General features: G+C 72.9%; 23 protein-coding genes and 2 pseudogenes. 13 read left to right on the top strand and 12 right to left on the bottom strand.

Features of this window, described 5'->3' with window-relative positions:
- Window positions 1-192 precede the first annotated feature (192 nt).
- Window positions 193-936 (top strand): metallophosphoesterase, encoded by a 744-nt coding sequence (locus FYW95_RS18085; protein WP_160050585.1) that lies wholly within the window; start codon window positions 193-195, stop codon window positions 934-936.
- A gap of 45 nt (window positions 937-981) precedes the next feature.
- Here FYW95_RS18085 and FYW95_RS18080 read toward each other — a convergent pair whose 3' ends face one another.
- Window positions 982-1,794: a thioesterase family protein gene (locus FYW95_RS18080; RefSeq protein WP_160050584.1), complete on the bottom strand. Its 813-nt coding sequence runs from the start codon at window positions 1,792-1,794 to the stop codon at window positions 982-984.
- A gap of 131 nt (window positions 1,795-1,925) precedes the next feature.
- Between FYW95_RS18080 and FYW95_RS18075 the strand changes: the two genes are divergently transcribed.
- Window positions 1,926-2,687, top strand: a complete 762-nt coding sequence (locus FYW95_RS18075; protein ID WP_159945383.1) for a MerR family transcriptional regulator — start codon at window positions 1,926-1,928, stop codon at window positions 2,685-2,687.
- Between the two features lie 92 nt (window positions 2,688-2,779).
- Here the strand turns inward: FYW95_RS18075 and FYW95_RS18070 are convergent, their stop codons facing one another.
- Window positions 2,780-3,466 (bottom strand): haloacid dehalogenase type II, encoded by a 687-nt coding sequence (locus tag FYW95_RS18070; protein WP_159945382.1) that lies wholly within the window; start codon window positions 3,464-3,466, stop codon window positions 2,780-2,782.
- Window positions 3,467-3,587: 121 nt separating this feature from the next.
- On the opposite strand from FYW95_RS18070, the gene FYW95_RS18065 reads away from it, so the two are divergent.
- On the top strand, window positions 3,588-4,142 hold the full coding sequence (locus tag FYW95_RS18065; RefSeq protein WP_236568114.1) for a CGNR zinc finger domain-containing protein: 555 nt from the start codon (window positions 3,588-3,590) through the stop codon (window positions 4,140-4,142).
- Here the strand turns inward: FYW95_RS18065 and FYW95_RS18060 are convergent.
- Window positions 4,082-4,762, bottom strand: a pseudogene (locus FYW95_RS18060) (GPP34 family phosphoprotein); the annotation flags it as partial. The gene FYW95_RS18065 and the pseudogene FYW95_RS18060 overlap by 61 nt on opposite strands.
- Before the next feature lie 176 nt (window positions 4,763-4,938).
- On the opposite strand from FYW95_RS18060, the gene FYW95_RS18055 reads away from it, so the two are divergent.
- Window positions 4,939-5,469: an NUDIX hydrolase gene (locus FYW95_RS18055; protein ID WP_159945380.1), complete on the top strand. Its 531-nt coding sequence runs from the start codon at window positions 4,939-4,941 to the stop codon at window positions 5,467-5,469.
- Between the two features lie 38 nt (window positions 5,470-5,507).
- Here FYW95_RS18055 and FYW95_RS28320 read toward each other — a convergent pair whose 3' ends face one another.
- On the bottom strand, window positions 5,508-6,014 hold the full coding sequence (locus FYW95_RS28320; protein WP_236568113.1) for an MFS transporter: 507 nt from the start codon (window positions 6,012-6,014) through the stop codon (window positions 5,508-5,510).
- 284 nt (window positions 6,015-6,298) lie between these two features.
- Between FYW95_RS28320 and FYW95_RS18045 the strand changes: the two genes are divergently transcribed.
- Both FYW95_RS18045 and FYW95_RS18040 read left to right on the top strand, forming a co-directional pair.
- The gene (locus tag FYW95_RS18045) at window positions 6,299-6,493 is read left to right on the top strand and encodes a hypothetical protein (RefSeq protein ID WP_201294928.1); all 195 of its coding nucleotides are present in this window, start codon (window positions 6,299-6,301) and stop codon (window positions 6,491-6,493) included.
- Between the two features lie 68 nt (window positions 6,494-6,561).
- Window positions 6,562-7,482, top strand: a complete 921-nt coding sequence (locus FYW95_RS18040; protein WP_159945379.1) for a phenylalanine 4-monooxygenase — start codon at window positions 6,562-6,564, stop codon at window positions 7,480-7,482.
- A 31-nt stretch (window positions 7,483-7,513) separates the two neighbouring features.
- Here the strand turns inward: FYW95_RS18040 and FYW95_RS18035 are convergent, their stop codons facing one another.
- Window positions 7,514-8,743 carry a serine hydrolase domain-containing protein gene (locus FYW95_RS18035; RefSeq protein ID WP_160050582.1) on the bottom strand — a complete coding sequence of 410 codons (1,230 nt, stop codon included), beginning with the start codon at window positions 8,741-8,743 and terminating at the stop codon, window positions 7,514-7,516.
- 298 nt (window positions 8,744-9,041) lie between these two features.
- Here FYW95_RS18035 and FYW95_RS18030 point away from each other — a divergent pair, with 298 nt between their 5' ends.
- On the top strand, window positions 9,042-9,776 hold the full coding sequence (locus tag FYW95_RS18030; RefSeq protein ID WP_160050581.1) for a GbsR/MarR family transcriptional regulator: 735 nt from the start codon (window positions 9,042-9,044) through the stop codon (window positions 9,774-9,776).
- A gap of 112 nt (window positions 9,777-9,888) precedes the next feature.
- On the opposite strand, the gene FYW95_RS18025 is transcribed toward FYW95_RS18030, so the two are convergent.
- Window positions 9,889-10,299, bottom strand: coding sequence for a DUF2000 domain-containing protein (locus tag FYW95_RS18025; RefSeq protein ID WP_159945376.1), 411 nt, complete (start codon window positions 10,297-10,299; stop codon window positions 9,889-9,891).
- 108 nt (window positions 10,300-10,407) lie between these two features.
- Here FYW95_RS18025 and FYW95_RS18020 point away from each other — a divergent pair, with 108 nt between their 5' ends.
- The 5 genes from FYW95_RS18020 (at window position 10,408) to FYW95_RS18000 (ending at window position 16,288) form a co-directional block, all read left to right on the top strand.
- On the top strand, window positions 10,408-10,872 hold the full coding sequence (locus FYW95_RS18020; RefSeq protein WP_159945375.1) for an Lrp/AsnC family transcriptional regulator: 465 nt from the start codon (window positions 10,408-10,410) through the stop codon (window positions 10,870-10,872).
- A gap of 63 nt (window positions 10,873-10,935) precedes the next feature.
- Window positions 10,936-11,091: a glycine zipper domain-containing protein gene (locus tag FYW95_RS18015; protein ID WP_159945374.1), complete on the top strand. Its 156-nt coding sequence runs from the start codon at window positions 10,936-10,938 to the stop codon at window positions 11,089-11,091.
- Window positions 11,092-11,287: 196 nt separating this feature from the next.
- Window positions 11,288-12,676: an MFS transporter gene (locus FYW95_RS18010; protein ID WP_159945373.1), complete on the top strand. Its 1,389-nt coding sequence runs from the start codon at window positions 11,288-11,290 to the stop codon at window positions 12,674-12,676.
- Entirely contained in the window at window positions 12,673-14,757 is a 2,085-nt protein-coding gene (locus FYW95_RS18005) for a molybdopterin oxidoreductase family protein (protein WP_160050580.1), read from the top strand. Before FYW95_RS18010 ends, FYW95_RS18005 begins: the two co-directional genes overlap by 4 nt.
- Before the next feature lie 76 nt (window positions 14,758-14,833).
- Window positions 14,834-16,288 carry an FAD-dependent oxidoreductase gene (locus tag FYW95_RS18000; protein WP_160050579.1) on the top strand — a complete coding sequence of 485 codons (1,455 nt, stop codon included), beginning with the start codon at window positions 14,834-14,836 and terminating at the stop codon, window positions 16,286-16,288.
- On the opposite strand, the gene FYW95_RS17995 is transcribed toward FYW95_RS18000, so the two are convergent.
- Window positions 16,269-16,724 carry a DUF1801 domain-containing protein gene (locus FYW95_RS17995; protein ID WP_160050578.1) on the bottom strand — a complete coding sequence of 152 codons (456 nt, stop codon included), beginning with the start codon at window positions 16,722-16,724 and terminating at the stop codon, window positions 16,269-16,271. The two genes, FYW95_RS18000 and FYW95_RS17995, sit on opposite strands and share 20 nt — an antisense overlap.
- Before the next feature lie 140 nt (window positions 16,725-16,864).
- Here FYW95_RS17995 and FYW95_RS17990 point away from each other — a divergent pair, with 140 nt between their 5' ends.
- On the top strand, window positions 16,865-17,224 hold the full coding sequence (locus tag FYW95_RS17990) for a nuclear transport factor 2 family protein (RefSeq protein WP_159945369.1): 360 nt from the start codon (window positions 16,865-16,867) through the stop codon (window positions 17,222-17,224).
- An 87-nt stretch (window positions 17,225-17,311) separates the two neighbouring features.
- Here FYW95_RS17990 and FYW95_RS17985 read toward each other — a convergent pair whose 3' ends face one another.
- The 5 genes and pseudogenes from FYW95_RS17985 to FYW95_RS17965 all read right to left on the bottom strand — a co-directional run.
- A complete protein-coding gene (locus FYW95_RS17985) occupies window positions 17,312-18,442 on the bottom strand; it encodes a calcium/sodium antiporter (protein WP_236572227.1) in 1,131 nt (376 codons plus the stop codon).
- Window positions 18,443-18,581: 139 nt separating this feature from the next.
- Window positions 18,582-19,070, bottom strand: coding sequence for an anthrone oxygenase family protein (locus FYW95_RS17980; RefSeq protein WP_160050576.1), 489 nt, complete (start codon window positions 19,068-19,070; stop codon window positions 18,582-18,584).
- An 87-nt stretch (window positions 19,071-19,157) separates the two neighbouring features.
- A complete protein-coding gene (locus FYW95_RS17975) occupies window positions 19,158-20,138 on the bottom strand; it encodes an MBL fold metallo-hydrolase (protein WP_160050575.1) in 981 nt (326 codons plus the stop codon).
- Between the two features lie 90 nt (window positions 20,139-20,228).
- Window positions 20,229-21,515 carry an RNA polymerase sigma factor gene (locus tag FYW95_RS17970; protein ID WP_160050574.1) on the bottom strand — a complete coding sequence of 429 codons (1,287 nt, stop codon included), beginning with the start codon at window positions 21,513-21,515 and terminating at the stop codon, window positions 20,229-20,231.
- A gap of 12 nt (window positions 21,516-21,527) precedes the next feature.
- Window positions 21,528-21,653 (bottom strand): annotated as a pseudogene (locus FYW95_RS17965) (transcription initiation protein); the annotation flags it as partial.

Here is a 21,653-nt window from a genome sequence, read left to right as displayed (position 1 = left end):
GGCTCCACGGGCCGCTGGCGGCCGTCGTCCCCTCCTGCTCGGCCCCGAAAGCGCGGTTTAGTCTGCGGCTATCCGAGGAGGAGGCGGCGGTCACGGGCCGCCCCGGGGCGGCCCGTGACCGCCGCACGAGGCCCGTGACCGCCGCCGAACGCCTCGGGACCGTGAACACATTCACGACCGCGAAGGACGCCCATGACGCTTCTGCTCGCCCACGTCAGCGACCTGCACCTGGACGGAACGGCGCGCGCCAGCGAGCGCGCGGCGCGCACCCTGGACTACCTGCGCACCCTTCCCCAGGCGCCGGACGCGCTGCTGGTCTCCGGGGACATCGCCGAGCACGCCGCCGACGAGGAGTACCGGGAGGCGGCCCGCCTGCTGGACCTGCCCTTCCCGGTGCTGCTGTGCCCCGGCAACCACGACGACCGCGGGGCGATGCGCGCGCTCCTGTTGGGCGAGCGGCCCGCCAAGGAACCGCTCAACCGGGTGCGCGAGGTGGGCGGCGCGGCCGTGCTGGCCTGCGACTCCACGGTTCCGGGACAGGACGGCGGCCACCTGGACCCGGCCACCCTGGTGTGGATCAACGACACCCTGAGCGACCTGCCCGCCCACATGCCCGCCCTGCTGGCCCTGCACCACCCGCCCGTGCGGGTGCACCACCCGCTGCCCGACTCCATGCGCCTGGACAACGCCGACGACCTGGCCGGGCTGCTGCGGGCCCACCCGCGGGTGGCGGGCATCCTGGTCGGACACGCCCACACCGGCGGCGCCACCACCTTCGCCGGACGGCCCCTGCTGCTGGCCCCCGGGGTCACCTGGACCCTGCGCATGCCCTGGGAGGGCGAGCCGGCCGCCAACCGTGACCAGCCGCCGGGGGTGGCCTTCCACGTGCTGGGGGAGGACCACCGCCTGACCACGCACTTTCGCGCGGTGGTCTGAGCACGCCCCCCGTGCGGGGGCGGGGCCCGCCCCCGCACGGGGTGTTCAGAGCAGCATGGCCAGCTGGCGGCACTGGGCCACCAGGGTGCCCGTGGCGTCCCAGATCTCCATGTCCTCCTCGTGCAGGCCACCGGAGACGTGCTTGGTGAACACCCGGCAGGCCAGCCACCCCGGGGCGGGCCGGGCGCGCACGTGCACGCTCAGTTCCACGGTGATGGTGGTGAACTCGCCGATCTCCAGCACCGCCGGGGGAGCGAAGTCCACCATGGAGGCCAGGGAGTGCGTGTCGGCCTCGCGGCCGTCGGCGAAGCGCATCCAGAACTCGGCGTGGGGGCGGCCGTCCTTCTTACCGTCCAGCCAGCCCGGCCGCTGGGGGTAGCGGTACTCGACGCTGTGCGCGATGCCCAGCCCTCGGGGGCTGTCGAACTCGGCCGGAACGGGGCAGTCCTCGGGGGCGGGCAGGCGCGGGGGCTCGTCCAGGACCAGCACGCGCGCCGCCGGGTCGGGGGTCAGGTCGCCGTAGGTGGCGGTGGCCCGCACGATCTCCTTGCCGCCCTGCTCCAGGACGGCCTGCCCGGTGGCGGTGCGCCGCCCCTCGCGGACGACCTCGGTGCGCACGGTGGCCTCACCGGGGGCGGCGGGGCGCAGGAAGAACGCCGAGACGGCCAGCGGATCGGGCTGGCTCAGGTTCTGGCGCAGCGCGTTGAGTGCCGCGCCCAACACGTAGCCGCCGTTGGGGTGGGAGGTGAAGGTGGTCCAGGCGTCGGTGAGGGTGGCTGCGAACTCGCCGTCGGCCCGCTTCTCGACCCGGGTGTCCCGGTCGAACTGGAAGCCCTCGGCGGTGTGGTCAAGACTCATGAGCCGATGTTACCGGCCAGTAAAGCAAATGGGGGAGACCGCGCCCGGCCAGCCGGAAAACACGTTGACCCTGACGCGGCGTCAGCCCCTAGCGTCGTGCGCACGTCACCACCAGTGAGGACACACCGCAGATGGGACACACCGTCGGTGAGGTCGCCCGGCTCAGCGGGCAGACCGTGCGCACCCTGCACCACTACGACCGGATCGGACTGCTCGTTCCGGCCGGGCGCACCCGCGCGGGCTACCGCAGCTACAGCGACGCCGACCTCGAACGGCTCCGCCAGATCCTGACCTACCGGGAACTGGGGTTCGGGCTGGACCAGATCGCCGCGCTGCTCGACGACCCCGCCACCGACACCCGCGCCCACCTGACCCGTCAGCACCGACTGGTGACCGCACGCATCGCACGCCTGCGCGAGATGGCGCAGGCCCTGGAACGGCTGATGGAGGCCGACACCATGCGTCTGAACCTCACCGCCGCCGAACGCCTCGAGCTCTTCGGCGACCACGACCCGGACGAGTACGCCGAGGAGGTCCGCCAGCGCTGGGGCCGCACCGAGGCCTACGCCCCGTCCCAGCGCAGGACGGCCGCCTACACCAAGGCCGACTGGGAGCGGATCAACGCCGAGGCCGAGCAGATCTACCGGGACCTGGCCCGGGCCATGGAGGAGGGGGCGGCTCCCGACAGCACCGCCGCCATGGACCTGGCCGAGCGGCACCGCGCGCACATCACCCGCTGGTTCTACGACTGCGGCACCGACATCCACCGGTGCCTGGGGCGGATGTACGTGGACGACGAGCGCTTCACCGCGACCATCGACGCCCACGCCGAGGGCCTGAGCGTCTTCCTGCGCGAGGCCTTCGCCGCCAACGCCGCCCGCCAGGAGGCGTAGGCGGCCGGGGCGAGCAGCCCGATCCGGGGAGTCAGGACCCGGACGGCGCACGGGTCGCCGGGGGAGCCACTCGTGCGCTACACCGTCCCGCCTCACTCCAGTGCGGCGGCCAACGCGTCCAGGCTGGCTGAACTCGCGTCGAAGGTGTCGGTCCTCTTCGGAGGATCCCCGCCGGGGCGCTCGACGTAGGCGGTGCGCATACCCAGCGCCTGGGCTCCGCGCAGGTCCCAGGCGTGGGCGGCGACCATCAACATGCGCTCGGGTGCGCATCCCGCCGCCTTGACCGCGAGCCGGTAGACCCGCTCCGCGGGTTTGTAGGCCTGGGCTTCCTCGGCCGACAGGGCGTGGTGCCAGCGCAGTCCGGCGTGAGCGCTGAGCCGAACCAGAGCCGTGCGGCTGGCGTTGGAGAGCCCCAGCACGGGAAACCGTTGAGCCAGACGCATGAGTCCGTACTGGGAGTCCGCCCAGGGTTCCAGGCGCTGTCCCGCGGTGGCCAGGCGCTCAACGGCCTCCGGGTCGGTGACCCCGGCACGGTCAGCCACGCGTCGGGCCGCCTCACGGTCAAGGACCTCGCTGTTGGCGTACTCCCGGAGCCCCTCCCCGACACGTCGCTGCTCGTGCTCGACATGCCCCCGCCACACGGTGAGCAGCCGCTCGACAGAGGCCTCGTCACACGCGGGTACCGCCTCGCGTACGGCCTCCCGTAGCCCGCCCGGCTCATCGACCATCGTTCCGAGGACGTCAAGGACCACGGCCTCGATGCCACCCACCCCACTCATCAGCCCTCCCGTCCACGGCGGCCGGTCTCGTCACGACCCGATCGCGTCACCAGTTCAACTGGTGACGATCTTTGCCGAGCCCCGCGTCACCCGTCAAGATGGTGACGTGAGGTTCGCGTTCGTGAGTGGAAACCCAGCCCTGGACCTGGTCGGCACCGTGCAGTCCCGCCGGGACAGGCCCGTCGACCTCCTGGCCGCCCCAGCCGACCTTGAGCGGTGGGTCCTGGAATGCGACGAGCTTCCCGACCAGGTGAGCGCCGACGCCCCGGCCCTCGCCGCCGCGGTGCGGCTGCGCGAGGCGCTCTACCAGCTGGCGCTCGACCGCGTGCGGAACCGTCGCTTCACGCCGACCAGCCTGGACCTCGTCAACCGAGTCGCCGCCGGACCACCGCCCAAGGTCGAGCTCAGCGACACGGGTCTGCGCCGATCGGGAGACCTGCGCTCCGCGCTGGCCCACGTCGCACGCAGCGGCATCGTCGTGCTCGCCGACCGCCACGCGTGTGTGAAGGAGTGCGCTCGTGCGGGCTGTACCCGCCTGTACCTGGACCGCTCCCGCGGCGCACGCCGTACGTGGTGCGGCATGGAGGGGTGCGGCAACCGGGTCAAGGCCGCGGCCTACCGAGCTCGCAGGCAGGCCGCCCGACAGGAGCACGCGCCCGGGAAGACCCCGGCGTAGGCGGCCGGGCCCCTCAGCTGAACCACAGGCCCGACAAGAAGGCGAGGAAACCCTCGGCCGTGAGGTTCGGCCAGGGCCGACCGGCCCACCAGCCCCCAGCGGACGACCGTACGCACGTCCGCCTCCACGGACATGGGGGTGTCCTCCAGCAACTGCCGAATCCGCACGGTCCGCTCCCGTGCCGTGAGGCCGGAGGCGACCAGGTGCCCCAGGCCCGCTCCGTGGCACGGCGCCAACAGCGCCGCGGAGCGGGCCCCGGCCGGTGGGACCGCGCCCAGGTGTTCGACGAGCACCGCGCGCCGCCGCGGGTCGACCGTGTACAGGTCCAGGGTGCCGGGGATGCTGGAGTGCCGCACCGCACCGCGTCCGACCGCCTCCTCGCACACCCGCCGGAGCCTCCGCGGGTCCCGGGAGCGGGCCAGCCACCACGCGGGGCCGCGCCGTCGCGGCTGCTCCCGGATCCCGGCCGCGAACACCTCGTGCGCGGGGGAGGGCGCCGGTGCCGTCCCCGGCAGCACCAGCTTTCCCTCCAAGCGCACGGTTCCGGTGAGGACCATCTCGGTGAGCACCGAGCCGACCAGGGCGGTGTCGTAGCTGAGGGAGGTGGCGACCCGCCCGAAGCGGGGGTGGTGGCCAGGACGAGCAGGTCGTCCACCAGGAGCGTGCCAATGCCTCCATCGGTCATGTCCACTGTGATGCGCCGTGGACGCACGGGGATCCGCGGAACGTGGAAACGATGGGCCGACCGCCGTGGAAGGCTGGTGTCCACGCCCCCTCGACCGGGAAGAAGTCGCCTGTGCGCTGGATGGTCCACTCCGAGAAGTCCCTCTACACCGACCCGTGGATCGACCTGCGGGCCGCCGACGTGGAACTGCCCGACGGCCAGCGGTTCGACCACCGGCTCATCCGGCGCCCGCCCGGCGCCGGAGCGGTGGTGCGCGACGGCTCCGGGCACGTACTGCTGCTGTGGCGGCACCGGTTCATCACCGACACCTGGGGCTATGAGATCCCCATGGGCGGGGTGCAGCCGGGGGAGAGCCCCGAGGCGGCCGCCGCACGGGAGGTACGCGAGGAGACCGGGTGGGAGCCGGGGCCGCTGCGCCCGCTGGTGTACACCCAGCCCTCCAGCGGGCTGACCGACAGCGAGCACCACGTGTTCCTCGCCGAGGAGGCCGAGCGGATCGGGGAGCCCGAGGACACCTGGGAGGCCGAACGGGTGGAGTGGGTTCCGTTGGAGCGGGTCCCCGAGCTGGTGCGCCGGGGCCGCCTGGTCAGCGGCACCTCGATGAGCGCGCTGCTGTACCTGTACGCCGCCGGGCCCCGGTGAGCGCGTTCGCCAGGGGGAGGCCGCGACCCGTCCCCTCCCTACCGGGGCCCGCCGGGCTTCCCCTTGTCCGCGGTGGCGGTGACCTGCCGGGTGGATCCCGCCGCGAGGAAGGTCACCGAAAGCGCCGCGCAGACGATCAGTATCGCCTGCTGGATGCCGTAGAGCCCGCCGAGCAACCCCAGCAGCGGCGGACCGCCCAGGAAGGCCGCATAGCCCAACGAACTGATGACCGACACCCCCGCCGCGGCTCTCGCGGGATCGTCCGCCGCCGCCGCGATGCCGACCGGGAACCCCATGGCGGACCCCAGGCCCCACAGAAGCGCTCCCACGAGAGCCCACGCGACCGCGTCACTGAAGGCCACGACGAGTACGCCGCACAGGGCCAGTCCGGCTGAGGCGCGAAGGACGCCGGCGCGGCCGAAGCGGGCGACGAGAGCACCTCCGGTGAGGCGCCCCGCCGTCATGGCCGCCACGAAGGCGGCGAACGCCAGGGCTCCCATGTGCTCGGCGGCGCCGTAACCGTCGACCAGACATAGGCGATCCATTCGTTGGCCGTGCCTTCGGTGAAGGCGAACCCCAGGACGCATATTCCGATGAGGAGGGTCCGCCGTTCACGCCAGGAGGCCAGCAGCAGGTCTCCGGGCGCGCGTGTGACATGCGTGTCGGGGCCTTGGGCAACCCGCCTGAGCAGAAGAGCCGTCAACACCAGCAGGCCGGCCATTCCCAGGCTCTGGCTCGGCAGAGGCACCGACACGCTCGCCAGGAACGCGGCGAGAAGCGCCCCGACCACGGTTCCCAGACCGAGCGTGGCGTGGAGTCGCGGCAACAGGTGACCGCTGCCGATGAGGTGCGCATGGACGCCAACAACTCCCCCGATCCGGCTCCGGTCCACCAGAGCCCCGAACCCGAGCACCGCCCCCGCGCGTTCCATCCGGACCTGGGGGACGAGGAGGCCGACGAACTGGTGCACGCCTGCTTCGGCGTCTTCCGCCCCACCGGCGGCGGCGTCATCACCTGGCGCTGACACCTCCGCCCGCCCCTCAGCGGCGCGTCATCGCAGGTCATCGCGGCCTCCTGGCACACGATGAGGACATGAGCGACGAACTGACACAGACTCCTGTCACACCCGACGGCCGCCTGGGCCCCGCCGAGGAGCACCCCGGCTTCGCCGATCCGGACTACGTCCGCCGCCGCGACCTTCTGGCCGCACGCGCCGAGGGCCACCGCGTCGGCGCCCCGGCGCCGCACGTGGACTACACCGAGTCCGAGCACGAGACCTGGCGCACCGTGCACCGCGCCCTGCGGCGGGCCCACGAGGGGCGCGTGTGCAGGGCCGTCGAACGCGCCCGCGAGCAGGCGCCCATCCCCGGCGACCGCATCCCCCAGCACGCCGAGGTCGGCGACCGGCTCAGAGCCCTGACCGGGTTCTCCTTCACCCTGGCGGGCGGCATCGTGCCCAACAAACGCTTCCTGGGCGCGATGGCCGACGGCTACTTCCACGCCGTGCAGTACGTACGCCACCCCGCCATGCCCCTGTACACCCCCGAACCCGACGTCATCCACGACGTCTTCGGCCACGGCACCCACCTGACCTCGCTCTTCTTCGCCGACCTGTACCGCACGGTCGGCCGGGCCGCGGCGCGGGTGGACAGCGAGGACGCCCTGGACCTGGTCAGCCGGGTCTACTGGCACAGCCTCGAATACGGGGTGGTCCGCGAAGCCGGGGGAGTGCGGGCCTACGGCGCCGCACTGCTGTCCTCCTTCGGGGAACTGCAACGCCTGGAGCGGGCCGAGGTCCGCCCCTGGGACCTGCGCGAGATCGCCACCCGCCCCTACCAGGTCGCCGGATACCAGCCGGTGCTCTACCTCGTGGAGGACCTGGACCGGCTCGCCGAGATCCTGCACGACTTCCTGGACGGCTTCGACGAGGAGACCGGAGCCCGGCTGGGCCTGCCCCCGCTGCGCGAACGCGGGTTCATGGGCCGCCCCGCCTGCGCCCCCAGCCCCGGGTGAGCGGGGGGTGGGGGCGCAGGCGGCCGCGGTGTCAGTCGTCGACCGCCTGGTAGAGCGTGGTCCAGAAGTCGTGGATGAGCCGCGCCGAGTCCGGGACGGACATCCCGACCTGGGTGAGCAGGATTCCGGTGAGCTGGTGGTGGGGGTCGGCGTAGGCGGTGGTGCCGCTTCCCCCGTCCCAGCCGAACTGGCCCACGGGCGCGTAGTCGCCGCGGTAGGTGCGCACCGCCATCCCCATGCCCCAGCCGCCGTGCTGCCCCTGACCGAAGGACACGTGGACGTGGTCGGCGGCCATGGCGTCGCGCGCGGCCCGCTGCCCGGGCGTGAGGCGGTTGGTGGTCATCAGCTCGACGGCGGGCCGGGACAGGATGCGCTCGCTCCCGTGCCTGCCCTGGTTCAGCAGCATCCGGAAGTAGGCGTGGTAGTCGTCGACGGTGGAGACCAGCCCGCCACCGCCGCCGGGGAACGCCGGAGGCCGGCTGTGGCGTCCCCCCTCGGCCTCGTCCCACACCAGGAACTCCCCGCTTTGGGGGTCGGGGGCGTACAGGGGCGGCAGCCGGTCCATCCGGTCGGCGGGCACGTGGAAACCGGTGTCCCCCATACCCAGGGGCTCGAAGACGCGCTCGCGCAGGAACTCCTCGAACGGTCGGCCCGTGACCCTGGCCACGAGCACGCCGAGCAGGTCGCTGCTGACGTGGTACTGCCAGTGCTCCCCGGGCTGGTGCGTCAGCGGGAGCGCGCTTAGGCGGCGCATCCACTCGTCCGACTCGGGCATCGGCTCCGGCAGGTTGGGAGTGAGCCCCTGCTCGAAGAGCGCGTTCATGATCGGGGTGCCCAGCGAGGTGTGGTCCATGCCGAGCCCGAACGTGGAGGTCAGCACGTCCCGCACGGTGATCGGCCGCCGTGCCGGGACGGTCTCCTCCAGCGGGCCGTCGACCCGCTTCAGCACCCGCCGGTCGGCGAGTTCGGGCAGCCACCGCTCCACCAGGTCGTCCAGCCGCAGGCGGCACTCGTCGAGCAGGACCATCGCCGCCGCGACCGAGACCGGCTTGGACGTGGAGGCCATCCGGAAGAGGGTGTCCCGGCGCATCGGCGGACCGCCGTCGTGGCGCATCGTCCCCATCGCCTCGACGTGCGTCTCCTCGCCCCGGCCGACCAGGGCGACGAGGCCGGGAATCCTCCCGGACCCCACATGCCGTTCCAGTACGTCGCGCATTCTGCGCAGCCCCGCCTTGGAGAGGCCTCGGTTGCCGTGTCCCATGATGAGCCTCCTGTGCGTACGGTGTTCGCTCCGCCGGGCCCGTCCGGGTGGCGGCGGGGAGGGTGCGTCCGGGGCGCCTTGGCGCCCTTCGTTTCCAACGAAAGAAAAGCTACGTTGTGTTCACAGATCGTGCAACGAATATGTTGCACGGAAGTCTTATAAGCACAGCTCATAGCTAATATTTCGTTGCGATGGATTTGATGTAGACGCAACGACGGACGTGCTGTTTGTTGCGTTGGGTTGTGGGGGAACGCTACGCTGGCGCCACCGGGCCACAGGACGCACGAGGGGGACCACGGTGTCGGGACGCAGACTCACCCAGACCGAACGGCAGCAGATCGCGGCGGGGCTGGCCGAGGGGCTGGCCTACGCGGAGATCGCCCGGGGCCTGGGCCGGCCGACCTCCACGGTCACGCGCGAGGTGATGCGCAACGGCGGCCCCACCGGCTACCGGGCCGACCTGGCCCACCGAGCCAGCGAACACCGTGCCCGCCGCCGCAGGCAGACCGCGCCCCGGGGCCCCGGGGCGCCCGTGCGGGCCCACGGGCGCGACCCCGAGGAGGTGCGCGAGTACGAGGAGGCCTTCGCCACCCTGCTGATGCGCCAGGGCCTGACCAAGATGACCGCCCGGGTCCTGACCTGCCTGTTCATCTCCGACACGGGCAGCCTGACCGCCGCTGAACTCGTCCAGCGCCTCCAGGTCAGCCCGGCCTCCGTGTCCAAGGCGATCACGTTCCTGGAGGAGCAGGGCCTGGTCCGCCGCGAGCGCGACCAGGGCCGCCGCGAGCGCTACGTCGCCGACGAGGGCGTGTGGTACCAGTCCACGGTCGCCAGCGCGCGGGGCACCGCCCAGGTCGCCGAGACGGCACGGCAGGGCGTCACTATCCTGGGCCCGGGCACCCCGGCCGCCGTGCGGCTGGAGAACATCGCCCGCTTCAGCGACTTCGTCAGCGAGACCATCCTGCGCGCCGCCGAACAGGCCCGCGACGTCCTCTACACCCGGCCCCCGCAAGCGCCCCCGGACCCCGGGTGACCCGAGCCCCGTCGACGGATGGGGGAGTGGTCTCCGGCCGGCCGTTGTTCCAGCGCTCCCGGGGACGGAGCGAACGGAGGTGCCGCCCCCGGGCGTTCTGGCGCGGCGTCCCTCAGCGCAGGAGCGCGAGCTTGCCGGTGAGCTTGTTGACCTCCTTGCGCGGGCCGGTGACCGCCAGTCCCACGTAGTCCACGTCCCGGGGCTCGGTGACCGCCAGGGCCTCCAGGTACTCCACGTAGTCGCGGGAGCGGCGGGCCACCTCGTTGAAGCCCACCACCGTCACCGCAAGGTCGTCGGCCCCGGCCTTGAGCTCGCGCAGCTGCTCCCCCGAGGCCTGCAGCACCGGGACCGGGTGCGGGTTGATCCCGGCGTGCACCCCGCCGCCCGCGTCCTTGCCGTCCGAGGCCAGGGAGTTCTCCAGCCGCGCCCCCAGCGCCAGCCCGAGCACCACCCCGGCGTTGGCGGCCAGGGCGGGCTCCAGGCCCTGGCGCAGGACGACGACGATCTTGGTGGCCATACGCATGACTTTCCCCGTTCATATGACGTGTGAACGGGAAAGAAATTAGCCATAAGAACAATACGATGGAGAGTCCGGCGAATACTATTCGGCCATGGCCCTAGTGTGGGTCGTATGGACGAACTTGATTCGGCGATCGTCCGCGAACTCCAGCAGGATGCCCGGCAGACCAACCGCGCCCTGGCCCACAAGCTCGGGGTGGCGCCCTCCACCTGCCTGGAGCGCGTGCGCCTGCTGCACCAGCGCGGCGTGATCCGCGGCTACCACGCCGACATCGACCCGGCCGCACTCAACCGGCAGGTGGAGGCCTTCGTCTCGGTGCAGCTGCGCCCGCCCAGCCGCCAGGTGATCGAGGGCTTCAAGGCCGCCATGGTCGCCCTGCCCCAGGTGATGGCGGTCTATGTGGTGGCGGGGGAGCAGGACTTCCTGGTGCACGTGTCCGTGCCCTCGCTGGACGCGCTGCACAGCTTCCTCATCGACCGGCTCACCCAACGCCGCGAGGTGGCCGCCTTCCGCAGCCAGATCATCTACGACAGCGCCCGCAAACACGTCTCCGAATCCCTGGACCCCGCGCCCTGAACGGAACCCGGCCCGGCCGCCCCGCGTCCCAGACGCGGCACCACGAACACGTGAGGAGACACCATGGACAAGAAGAACAGCCTCGGACTCGGCCTCGCCCTGGGGGTGGCCTTCGGCCTGCCCATCGGCATGGCCCTGGACGACCCGGCGGTGGGCGTCGCGGTCGGCCTGGCCCTGGGCGTGGCTTTCGGCCAGGCCACGGGAAGGAAGAAGGAGTAGCCCCAACCCCAACGTGGTGAACACCACACCCTGACCGCCAGCGCACCGCGATGACCAGCGACGACGGGGTTCTCACCGAGGTCACACCCTCCGGGTGAGCCTACTGTTTCCCGTGTGTTACGGCTGGACACCTCCAGGCAACGCGGCCTCCCTACCTTCGGTTTCGTCAGTAGCCCTCAAGCAGGAAGGCACGGACGTGACCCCTGGCCAGCGCGCACCACGTACCGGCAAGAGCTGGATCTCCCGCTGGGACCCCGAGGACGAGGGGTTCTGGAACGACGGCGGACGCCGCGTGGCCCGGCGAAACCTGTGGGCCTCCATCGCCTCCGAGCACATCGGCTTCTCCGTGTGGAGCCTGTGGTCGGTGCTCGTGCTCTTCATGACCCCCGACAACGGCTTCACCACCACCCCCGAGCAGAAGTTCCTGCTCCTGTCGGTGGTCACCCTCGTGGGCGCCATCCTGCGCGTGCCCTACACCCTGGCGGTACCCGCCTTCGGCGGCCGCAACTGGACGATCATCTCCAGCCTCACCCTCATCGTCCCCACCGCCGCGGCCCTCTTCCTCATCAGCAACCCCCAGACCCCCTTCTGGGTGTTCCTGGTACTGGCCGCCACCGCCGGCGTGGGCGGCGGCAACTTCTCCTCCTCCATGGCCAACATCAACTCCTACTTCCCCGAACGGGAGAAGGGGTGGGCGCTGGGTTTGAACGCGGGCGGCGGCAACATCGGGGTGGCCACCGTGCAACTGGTGGGACTGGGCGTCATCGCCCTGTTCACCACCTCCTCCGGCTACCTGGTGCCCCTCTTCTACGCGCCGCTGATCCTGCTCTCGGCCTGGTGGGCCGCGCGCTCCATGAACAACCTGGTCCACGTGCGCAACGACGTCGCCGCCCAGATGTCGGCCGTGCGCGACCGCCATTTCTGGATCATGTCGCTGCTGTACGTGGGCACCTTCGGCTCCTTCATCGGCACCGGCTTCGCCTTCGGCCTGCTGCTGCAGTCCCAGTTCGGCCTGGCCCCCGTACAGGCCGCCGGGATCGCCGTCCTGGGCCCGGTCATCGGCTCCCTCATCCGCCCCGTGGGCGGCCGGATGGCCGACTCCCTGGGCGGGGCCCGCGTCACCCTGTGGGTCTTCCTCGCCATGGCCGCCTGTGCCGCCGTCCTCGTCCTGGCCGTCCAGGCCGCCCAACTGGCCCTGTTCATCGGCGCCTTCGCGGTGATGTTCGTCCTCACCGGACTGGGCAACGGCTCCACCTACAAGATGATCCCCTCCCTCTACGCCGCCCGGGCCGAGGACGCCATCGCCGCCGGGGAACCCCGCGAGCAGGCCCTGGCCCGCACCAAGCGCGTCGCCTCCTCCGTGCTCGGCCTCATCGGCGCCGTCGGCGCCCTGGGCGGGGTCGGGGTCAACGTCGGCTTCCGCGAGTCCTTCGCCGCCACCGGCACCACCGCCCCCGCCTTCGTCGCCTTCGGCCTCTTCTACCTCGTGTGCGCTACCGTCACCTGGACCGTGTACCTGCGCCGCCCCTCCCGCGCCACCACCCCCGCCGCGGCCGCCGCCAGCGTGGAGAGCACCAACCGATGACCACCACCCACTGCCCCTACTGCGCGCTGCAGTGCGCCATGCACCTGGAGCCCGGGCCGGACGGCCGCCTGGCCGCCCGCCCGGCCCCCTTCCCCACCAACCGGGGCGGGCTGTGCCGCAAGGGCTGGACCTCAGCCGAGGTCCTCACCGTCCCCGACCGCCTCACCCGCCCCCTGATCCGCAAGGACCGTATCTCGGAGCTGGAGGAGACCGACTGGGACACCGCCCTGGACCACGTCGCCGAACGCCTCCTGGCGCTGCGCGCCGAGTCCGGCCCCGACAGCGTCGCGGTCTTCGGCAGTGGCAGCCTCACCAACGAGAAGTCCTACACTCTGGGCAAGTTCGCCCGCCTGGCCCTGGCCACCTCCCAGATCGACTACAACGGCCGGTTCTGCATGTCCTCGGCGGCCGCCGGGGGCATGCGGGCCTTCGGCCTGGACCGGGGGATGCCCTTCCCCCTCACCGACGTCGCCGAGGCCGAAGTGGTCCTGCTCGCCGGAGCCAACCCCGCCGAGACCATGCCGCCGATGATGGGCCACCTGTCCGCGCCCACCCTCATCGTCATCGACCCCCGCCGCTCCGCCACCGCACAGGTCGCCCTGGACAACGGGGGAGTGCACCTGGCCCCCCGCCCCGGCACCGACCTGGCCCTGGCCCTGGGCCTGCTGCACGCCGCACGCGTCCAGGGCTGGTGCGACGACACCTTCATCACCGACCGCACCACCGGCTTCGAGGCCGCCTGGGCACACGCCGCCGCCTGGTGGCCCGAACGCACCGAACAGGTCACCGGCGTCCCCGCCGCCCGCATCCGCGCCGCCGCCGACCTGCTGGGCACCGCCGCCCGCAACCGGTCGGCCTACGTCCTGACCGGACGCGGCACCGAACAGCACGCCAAGGGCACCGACACCGTCTCGGCCTGGATCAACCTCGCCCTGGCCCTGGGCCTACCCGGACGCCGAGGCTCCGGCTACGGCTGCATCACCGGCCAGGGCAACGGCCAGGGCGGCCGCGAACACGGCCAGAAAGCCGACCAGCTCCCCGGCTACCGCATGATCGACGACCCCGCCGCCCGCGCCCACGTGGCCGGGGTCTGGGGCGTGGACCCCCACACCCTGCCCGGCCCCGGCCGGTCCGCCTTCGAACTCCTCGACGCCCTGGGCACCGACCACGGCCCGCGCGCCCTGCTGCTCTTCGGCTCCAACCCCGTCGTCTCGGCCCCCGACGCCGAACGCGTCCGCGCCCGCCTGGCCTCCCTGGACCTGCTGGTGGCCGCCGACTTCGTCCTCTCCGAGACCGCCGCCATGGCCGACGTGGTCCTGCCCGTGGCCCAGTGGGCCGAGGAGTCGGGCACCATGACCAACCTGGAGGGGCGCGTCCTGCGCCGCACCCGCGCCACCTCCCCGCCCCCGGGCGTGCGCACCGACCTGGAGGTCCTCTCCGCCCTGGCCGCCCGCCTGGGCCAGCCCGCCCCGCGCTTCCCCACCGACCCCGACACCGTCCTGGCCGAACTCGGCCGCGCCTCCGCCGGAGGCGCCTCCGACTACTCCGGCGTCACCCCCGAACGGCTGGACAGCGGCCAGGCCCTGCACTGGCCGGTACGCGCCGACGGCGAGCCCACACCCCGCCTGTTCCTGGACTCCTTCGCCCACCCCGACGGCCGCGCCCGCTTCATCCCGGTCGCCCACCGGTCCCCCGCCGAGACCACCGACACCGACTACCCGCTCGTCGCCACCACCGGACGGCTCATGGGCCACTACCAGACCGGCGCCCAGACCCGCCGCGTCAGCGAACTCGACCACGCCGAACCCGAGGTCTACGTCGAGGTCCACCCCGACACCGCCGCCCGCGCCGGACTGGCCGCCGGGGACTGGGCCCGCGTCACCTCCCGGCGCGGCCGCACCCGCGCCCGGGTACGCCTGACCCCTACCGCCCGCCTGGACACGGTCTTCCTGCCCTTCCACTTCCCCGGGACCCAGGCCGCCAACAACCTCACCCACCCCGCCCTGGACCCCATTAGCCGCATGCCCGAGTTCAAGGTCAGCGCCGTACGCCTGGAGCCCGAACCCGCCACCGAGTCCTGATGCCGACCGACCCCCACCCGCACCACCCCGGCCGACGCCGCCCGGGAGCGCACACACCCACCCCAGGAGGCCGCAGTTGAGCACCGTGCAGGGCGCGTCCCCGCGTCAGATCGTCGTCGTCGGCAACGGGATGGTCGGCGCCCGCTTCGCCGAGGAGGTCGCCCGCCTGGACCCCGCCGCCGAACGGGTCCGCGTCACCGTCGTGGGCACCGAGCACCACCCCGCCTACAACCGGGTGCTGCTCTCGGGCGTGGTCGCCGGGGACTACACCCCCGACCAGATCCGCCTGCCCGTCCCCGACAGCCCCGGCGTGCGCGTACGAACCGGCATCACCGCCACCGCCCTGGACACCGAACACCGCACCCTCACCCTGGACGACGGCACCACCCTGCCCTACGACGAACTCGTCCTGGCCACCGGCGCACGCGCCTCCTTCCCCCCCATCACCGGCGTGGCCGAGGCCGACGGAACCCCGGGGGAGGGGGTGACCGCCCTGCGCGACCTGGCCGACTGCCAGCGCCTGCTCGCCCTGGCCCGCCCCGGCGCCCCCGTGGTCGTGCTCGGCGGCGGCATCCTCGGCCTGGAGGCCGCCCGCGGCCTGGTCGGCCGCGGCATGCGCGTGTCCGTGGTGGAGTCCTCGCCCTGGATCATGCGCCGCCAGATCGACAAGCCCGCCGCGCGCATCCTCGCCGACCTCTACGCCGCCCTGGGCGTGGAGGTCCACTCCTGGCGGGTGGCCTCCCGGTGGATCCCGGGCACCGGCCTGGAACTCGACGACGGACGCGTCCTGCCCGGCGACGCCCTCGTGGTCACCGCCGGAGTGCGCGGCAACATCGAACTGGCCAAGGACGCCGGAATCGCCACCGAACACGGCGTCCTGGTCAACGACCACCTGGCCACCTCCGACGCGCGCGTCCACGCCATCGGCGACTGCGCCCAACACCCCGGAGGCGGCGCCGGGCTCATCCAGCCCGGCTGGGAACAGGCCGCCGTGCTCGCCCGGCGCCTGACCGGGACCGCCCCGCACGCGGCCTACGCCGGGGCCCGGCCCCTGACCCGCCTCAAGGCCGAGGGCATCGAACTGACCGCGTTCGGCGAGGTCCACGAGGACGACGACGCCGAGGGCCTGGAGACCGTCACCATCAGCGACCCCTACGGCGGACGCTACGCCAAACTGTCGGTGCGCCAGGAGAAGGTCGTCGGCGCGGTCCTGCTCGGCTTCCCCGAGGCCGCCGCCACCCTGGCCCAGCTCTACGACACCGGCACCCCGGTCCCCGCCGACCGGCTGGCCCTGCTCCAGGGACTGCCCACCTCCACCCCCGACGCACCCGGCCGGGACCAGGGGGAGGCGCTGGTGTGCCGGTGCAACGCGGTCAGCCGCACCGACATCGAACAGGCCTGGATGGACGGGGCGCGCACCCGCGAGGCCATCGCCGCCAAGACCCGCGCCACCACCGGCTGCGGCGGGTGCGTGCGCGACGTCCAGGCCCTGCTGTCGGGCATGCAGGGCCTCACCCCACGGCCCTCCTGACCAGGGCGGCGATCGCCTGCTCGGCCTCCTCGCCCAACTCGGTCACCGCATAGGACGTGGGCCACAGGCCGCCGTCCTCGTCCAGAGCGGCCTCGGGGGTGAAGCCGAAGGTCGAGTACCGCTCCTTGTCCGCGTGCCCGCTCCGGAAGAAGCACACGACCCTGCCCCTCCTCGCGTAGGCCGGCTGCCCGTACCACAGCTTGGGCGCCAGCTCCGGGGCGTTGGCGGTGACGATGGCGTGCACGCGCTCGGCCACCGCCCGGCCCGGCGCCTCCATCTCCGCGATCTTGGCCAGCACCTCGAGTTCCGCGGCCGCCGCCTTGGCGCCACGCCCCCCGCCGGCCTCGCGCCGCAGCTCCTCCGCGCGCGCCCTCATGGAGGCGCGTTCCTCCTCCGAGAAACCGCCCGTGCCCCTCGCACCGGTGTCCGTGCCCATCGCTACCGCCCTCCTGGTCTGATCGGTGTGCAACGCCTGTGACGCTAGCCGCGCCCGGGACCCCCGCGCTTCCCGGATCCTGACCGCCTCGAGCACATAAACCCGTGGCACGTCCGGTGGGGGCCTGCCAGACTCCCACCATGGACCACCCCGAGGCCGCGGCCGCCGTGCGGGCGCACGTGGCCGCCTTCAACGCCCGCGACCTCGACGCCCTGATGGCGGGGTTCACCGCCGACGCCTCCTGGGTCACCGGCACCACCACGGCCCGCGGGCGGGAGGAACTCACCGCGCTGTTCGCCGACGCGATGAGGCACCTGCTGCCCACCCTGACCCTCCACGAACTCCTCTGTGCGCACGACCGGGTCGCCTGCCAGATGACGGAGACGCTGACCGTGGAGGGCCGGGAGCGGACCTTCCCCATCGCCGGGTTCTACCGGGTGCGCGACGGACGCATCGCCTCGGCGAAGATCTACCGCGAGGGCAGCGCCGAACTCACCTGAACCGGTGGCCCCACGGGCTCCCGCGACCATCGGACCGGCCGCTCCTCCGCCGACCGCCCGCGCGGGCGGCCCCGAGGGCCGCGGATCTCAGTCCCTCTCAGCCGGCTCCCGGGCCGCCCGGGACCGCCTTCCGCGGCGCCCCGCCCCCACCTCGTAGACCGCCACCGCCACGAGCCACAGTGCGGTGAGCGGAATGACGAACCACAGCATCGCCGCGCTGTAGGGCCGCAGCGCCGCGTGCCCGGTGGCCTCCAGCACCAGGTAGGCGAGGTAGGCGGCGTAGAAGCCGACGAACAGCGCCCCCTCCCAGCGGGCCACGCCCAACCCGGTCAGGGCCACCGGGACCAGCACCAGCGCCACCGCCAGCATGACCGGCAGGTCGAACCGCAGCGCCGCGGGCGCCACCGCGATCCCCTCCGGGGCGACCACGGCGGTCACACCGAGCACCGCCCCGATGTTGAACACGTTGCTGCCCACGATGTTGCCCACCGCCATGTCGCGCTCACCCCGCAGCACCGCCACGACACAGGTCACCAGCTCGGGCAGCGACGTACCGACCGCCACCACGGTCAGCCCGATGAGCAGGTCGCTCACCCCCAACGCGGCCGCGATCGTGCTGGCCGAGTACACCAGCAGCCGCGCACCCGCCACCAGCATGACCGTGCCCAGAACCACCAACCCCAGGTCCCTCAGGACCGACCGGACCCGCCCGTCGGCACCCGCCGGATCCCCACCCAGGGCGTCCTCCGGTGCGGGGGAGGCGGAGGCGAGCACGCGCCTGCGGGAGAGGAGCACCGTGACGGTCACATAGACCACCAGGGCCGCGAACAGTATCGCCCCGTCGAGACGGCTCAGACGGTCGTCCAGCGCCATCAGGAGCACCACACCCGACAGCACCACCATCACCGGGATATCGGCGCGCACCACCTGGGAGCTCACCGCCAACGGCACGAACAGCGCCGCCGCCCCCAGCACGAACAGGATGTTGGCGATGTTGCTGCCCACCACGTTGCCCACGGCCAGCCCCGGATACCCCGAGAGCGCGGCGTCGGTGCTCACCGCCAGCTCCGGCGCCGACGTGGTGAAGGACACCACCGTCAAACCCACGACCAGCGAGGACATGCCCAGCGTCCGGGCAAGCGAACCGGCGCCCCGAACCAGTGACTCCCCTCCGGCGACCAACAGCACGAACCCCGCCACCAGAGCGAGTACCACCACCGCGTCCACTGGAGCCTTCCGGATCGCCCTACCGTGTCGGCTCGACAATACCCACCACCACGGGTTTCCTCCCCTGCGGGAACTCCCGGTGTCACAGGTCGCAGAGCCGACGGCTGTGGCGGGCGCACTCGGCCGCCGGTCAGCGCACCGTCAGGGCCGTCACCGCGCAGACCAGGCCGACCACCGAGAACAGGGTGCGCAGGTGGTTCCAGCGCACCCACACCCCCTCGAAGGCCCCGCGCACCGCGGCCGGGTCGGCGACCCGCTCGGGCGGGCCCACCCGCTCCAGGGCGTTGTTGCGCGGCACGTTCACCCCGAAGGTGATCAGCATGGCGGCCACCAGACAGGCCAGCGCCGCCGCGCTCCACCCCGCCGCGGCCGCCGCGCCGACACTGGCGTGGAGCACCAGGCAGGCCAGCACCGCGACGGGCGCACCGATGAAGACCAGCGCGAAGAACGGGTTGAGGATGGCCACGTTGACGCCCTGCATCGCCTCGATCATCACCCGGTCACCGGCCCGGGCCAGACCGGGCATGACCGCGACCGAGAAGGTGAAGAACAACCCGGCGAACAGGCCGCTCGCCACCGCGGCGAAGACGGGAACCACCACGTGCACGAACTCCGCCATGACCGACCCCGTCTGCTGTTGTGCGCCAACCTTGGCCGGATTCTACGCCCGCACCCGCGCGCCCCCCACCCCCGAGCGCACCCGGGTTCAGCTCCCCGCCGCCTCCGCGTCGGCGAGCCTGCCGCGCAACATCAGATCCATCACCGCCATGAACCGGTCCGTACCCGACCGCCCGAGCACGAAGGGGTTCTCCTCGGGCTGGTCACGCACCTGCTCGGCGCGCTGGAGCCCGTGGTCGATCGGGTGGTTGGACAGCTCCACGTCCACCCCCGCACGGCGCATCCGCTCACGGAAGGAGCGGATGGACGCCAGATAGGTGCGCAGTTCCGCGGGGGTCCCGGGAGGGTTGGTGCCGCCCCACAGCATGGCCGTGTGGCGCCGCGCCCCCCAGCGCACCGGGAAGACCGGCGAGACGGTGCCCGGCGTGTGGCCCGGCGTGTGGTGCAGGCCGACCGTCGTGCCGCCCAGCGTGAGCCGCTGCCCGTCCGCGATCTCCAGGTCCCGCACCGGCGCGTCCTCGGGCCGGGTGCTCTCGACCAGGTCCCAGTCGGCGGGCGACATCAGCACCCGCGCCCCGTACCGGTCGGCGAGGTGGCGGGCACCGCCGAAGTGGTCGTAGTGGCCGTGGGTGACCACGACGTACCGGATATCCCGCGGGTCGGCGCCCAGCTCACGCAGTCCCGGGACGATGACCTCCTCCGCGTCCCGCTCGGAGCGCAGCGCGTCGATCAGCACGATCCCGTCACTGGTCGAAAGCGCCATGGCGTGCACGAAACCCACGCTCAGCATCGCCAGGTCGTCGAACAGCATCACCGGGGCGGGCGCGTCCAGCTCGGGGTAGACGACATCCGGAGACAGCGCCCTGACCAGGGCCGACAGGACCGGGTCCTGTCCGGCGCGCCTGCGGGCGCGGTCGTAGTAGGCCTGTCCGCCGCCTCCGTCGGCCGCGGCCGGGCCGGGCCCCGCGACCGCGCCCACCCCGGCGGCCAACCCCAGGGCCGCGAGTCGGCCGAAGCGACGCCGGGACAGAGAGGTGACCGTGCCGTCGTGGTATGGCCGGAACGTCATCGTGGTTCTCCTGCTCGTGTCGGGACACTCAGGGCACAACCGCCTTGACACCGTACGACGCCCCCCACCGCATCCTGGTTCGGCCCCTCCTCAGCCCAGATCGGCGATCTTGCCCTCCAACACCGCCCGCTCCGCGTCGTTGCCGCACAGCTTCACGGCCCGCTCCAGTTCCACGCGCGCCTCCTCCCTGCGGCCCGCACGCACGAGCAGCTCCCCGCGCACGCTCGGCAGCAGGTGCGAGTGCGCCAGCTCCCGGGCGTCCGCCAGCGCCTCCACCACCGGCAGCGCCGCGGCGGGCCCCCGGGCCATCGAGACCGCCACCGCCCGGTTGAGCTCGACCACCGGCGAGGGCGCCAGACGCCCCAGGGCCTCGTACAGGACCACGATCCGCTCCCAGTCGGTCTCCTCCACCGACGGGGCCAGCGCGTGGCACTCGGCGATGGCGGCCTGCAGGCCGTAGGCGCCCAGGCCCCGACCCGCCCGCTCGGCCCGGGCCAGGGCGGCCCGCCCCCGCACGATCGCCGAACGGTCCCAGCGGCGCCGGTCCTGGTGCTCCAGCAGCACCGGCCGCCCGTCCGCCCCGGTACGCGCCGGAAAACGCGCCGCGGTCAGCTCCAGCAGCGCCAACAAGCCGTGCGTCTCCGGTTCCTCGGGCACCAGACGGCTCAACAGCCTCGCCAGGCGCTGCGCCTCACCCGCCAGGTCCCACCGGAGCAGGTCCTTGCCGAAGCTGGCCGAGGACCCCTCGGTGAAGATCACGTAGACCACGTTGAGCACCGAGCCCAGCCGCGCGATCCGCTCCCGGGCCGCCGGCACCGCGAACGGCACCCGGGCCGCCCCCAGGGTCTTCTTCGCCCGGGTGATCCGGGCCTGCACGGTCGCGGTCGGAACGAGGAACGCCCGCGCGATCTCGTCGCTGGTCAGACCGCCGACCACCCGCAGGGTCAGCGCCACCCGGGCCTCGCGCGAGAGCACCGGGTGGCAGGAGACGAACATCAGCGCGAGCACGTCGTCGTCGATCTGGTCCGGATCCCACAGCACGTCCTCGGCCTCCCGGGCCGGGTCGGCGGGCGCACCCCCCGAGGCCGTGCCGCCCTCGCCCAGGTCACGGGCCAGGACGGCGTAGCGCTCGTCGCGGGCGGCGCGCCGGCGGAAGGTGTCGATCGCGCGCCGCCGCCCCACGGTCAGCAGCCACCCCGCGGGGTTGCGGGGCACGCCCTCACGCGGCCAGGTCACCAGGGCCTCGGCCAGCGCCTCCTGGGCCAGGTCCTCGGCGAGCGCGAAGTCGCCGGTGTAGCGCGCGAGCGCGCCGACGATCCGCGCGGACTCGATCCGCCAGACGGCGGCGACGGCCTCCCGGCCGGTGGGGTCAGCCATGGTCCTCGCCTCTCAGAGCTGGCCGGTGGCCTCGCGCCAGGCCCGTTCCTTGCGGATCCACTCGTTGTCCTGGGGGAACTCGTCGATGGTGGTGACCCGGCGGATCTCGGTCTTGAAGCCGGGTCCGGTGACGGGGGA

It is taken from the genome of Nocardiopsis sp. FR4 (assembly GCF_009830945.1).
Taxonomy (GTDB): Bacteria; Actinomycetota; Actinomycetes; order Streptosporangiales; family Streptosporangiaceae; genus Nocardiopsis.
This window is presented reverse-complemented; position numbering and strand designations above follow the sequence as displayed.

What these genes read in the sequence shown, in the direction of transcription:
- FYW95_RS18080 (WP_160050584.1), bottom strand. Translation starts at nt 1,794, where the DNA reads ATGAGTCTTGACCACACCGCCGAGGGCTTCCAGTTCGACCGGGACACC.
- FYW95_RS18085 (WP_160050585.1), top strand. Translation starts at nt 193, where the DNA reads ATGACGCTTCTGCTCGCCCACGTCAGCGACCTGCACCTGGACGGAACG.
- FYW95_RS18020 (WP_159945375.1), top strand. Translation starts at nt 10,408, where the DNA reads ATGGACGAACTTGATTCGGCGATCGTCCGCGAACTCCAGCAGGATGCC.
- FYW95_RS17995 (WP_160050578.1), bottom strand. Translation starts at nt 16,724, where the DNA reads ATGGGCACGGACACCGGTGCGAGGGGCACGGGCGGTTTCTCGGAGGAG.
- FYW95_RS17980 (WP_160050576.1), bottom strand. Translation starts at nt 19,070, where the DNA reads ATGGCGGAGTTCGTGCACGTGGTGGTTCCCGTCTTCGCCGCGGTGGCG.
- FYW95_RS28320 (WP_236568113.1), bottom strand. Translation starts at nt 6,014, where the DNA reads ATGGATCGCCTATGTCTGGTCGACGGTTACGGCGCCGCCGAGCACATG.
- FYW95_RS18040 (WP_159945379.1), top strand. Translation starts at nt 6,562, where the DNA reads ATGAGCGACGAACTGACACAGACTCCTGTCACACCCGACGGCCGCCTG.
- FYW95_RS17970 (WP_160050574.1), bottom strand. Translation starts at nt 21,515, where the DNA reads ATGGCTGACCCCACCGGCCGGGAGGCCGTCGCCGCCGTCTGGCGGATC.
- FYW95_RS18025 (WP_159945376.1), bottom strand. Translation starts at nt 10,299, where the DNA reads ATGCGTATGGCCACCAAGATCGTCGTCGTCCTGCGCCAGGGCCTGGAG.
- FYW95_RS17975 (WP_160050575.1), bottom strand. Translation starts at nt 20,138, where the DNA reads ATGACGTTCCGGCCATACCACGACGGCACGGTCACCTCTCTGTCCCGG.
- FYW95_RS18035 (WP_160050582.1), bottom strand. Translation starts at nt 8,743, where the DNA reads ATGGGACACGGCAACCGAGGCCTCTCCAAGGCGGGGCTGCGCAGAATG.
- FYW95_RS18070 (WP_159945382.1), bottom strand. Translation starts at nt 3,466, where the DNA reads ATGAGTGGGGTGGGTGGCATCGAGGCCGTGGTCCTTGACGTCCTCGGA.
- FYW95_RS18015 (WP_159945374.1), top strand. Translation starts at nt 10,936, where the DNA reads ATGGACAAGAAGAACAGCCTCGGACTCGGCCTCGCCCTGGGGGTGGCC.
- FYW95_RS18075 (WP_159945383.1), top strand. Translation starts at nt 1,926, where the DNA reads ATGGGACACACCGTCGGTGAGGTCGCCCGGCTCAGCGGGCAGACCGTG.
- FYW95_RS18005 (WP_160050580.1), top strand. Translation starts at nt 12,673, where the DNA reads ATGACCACCACCCACTGCCCCTACTGCGCGCTGCAGTGCGCCATGCAC.
- FYW95_RS17990 (WP_159945369.1), top strand. Translation starts at nt 16,865, where the DNA reads ATGGACCACCCCGAGGCCGCGGCCGCCGTGCGGGCGCACGTGGCCGCC.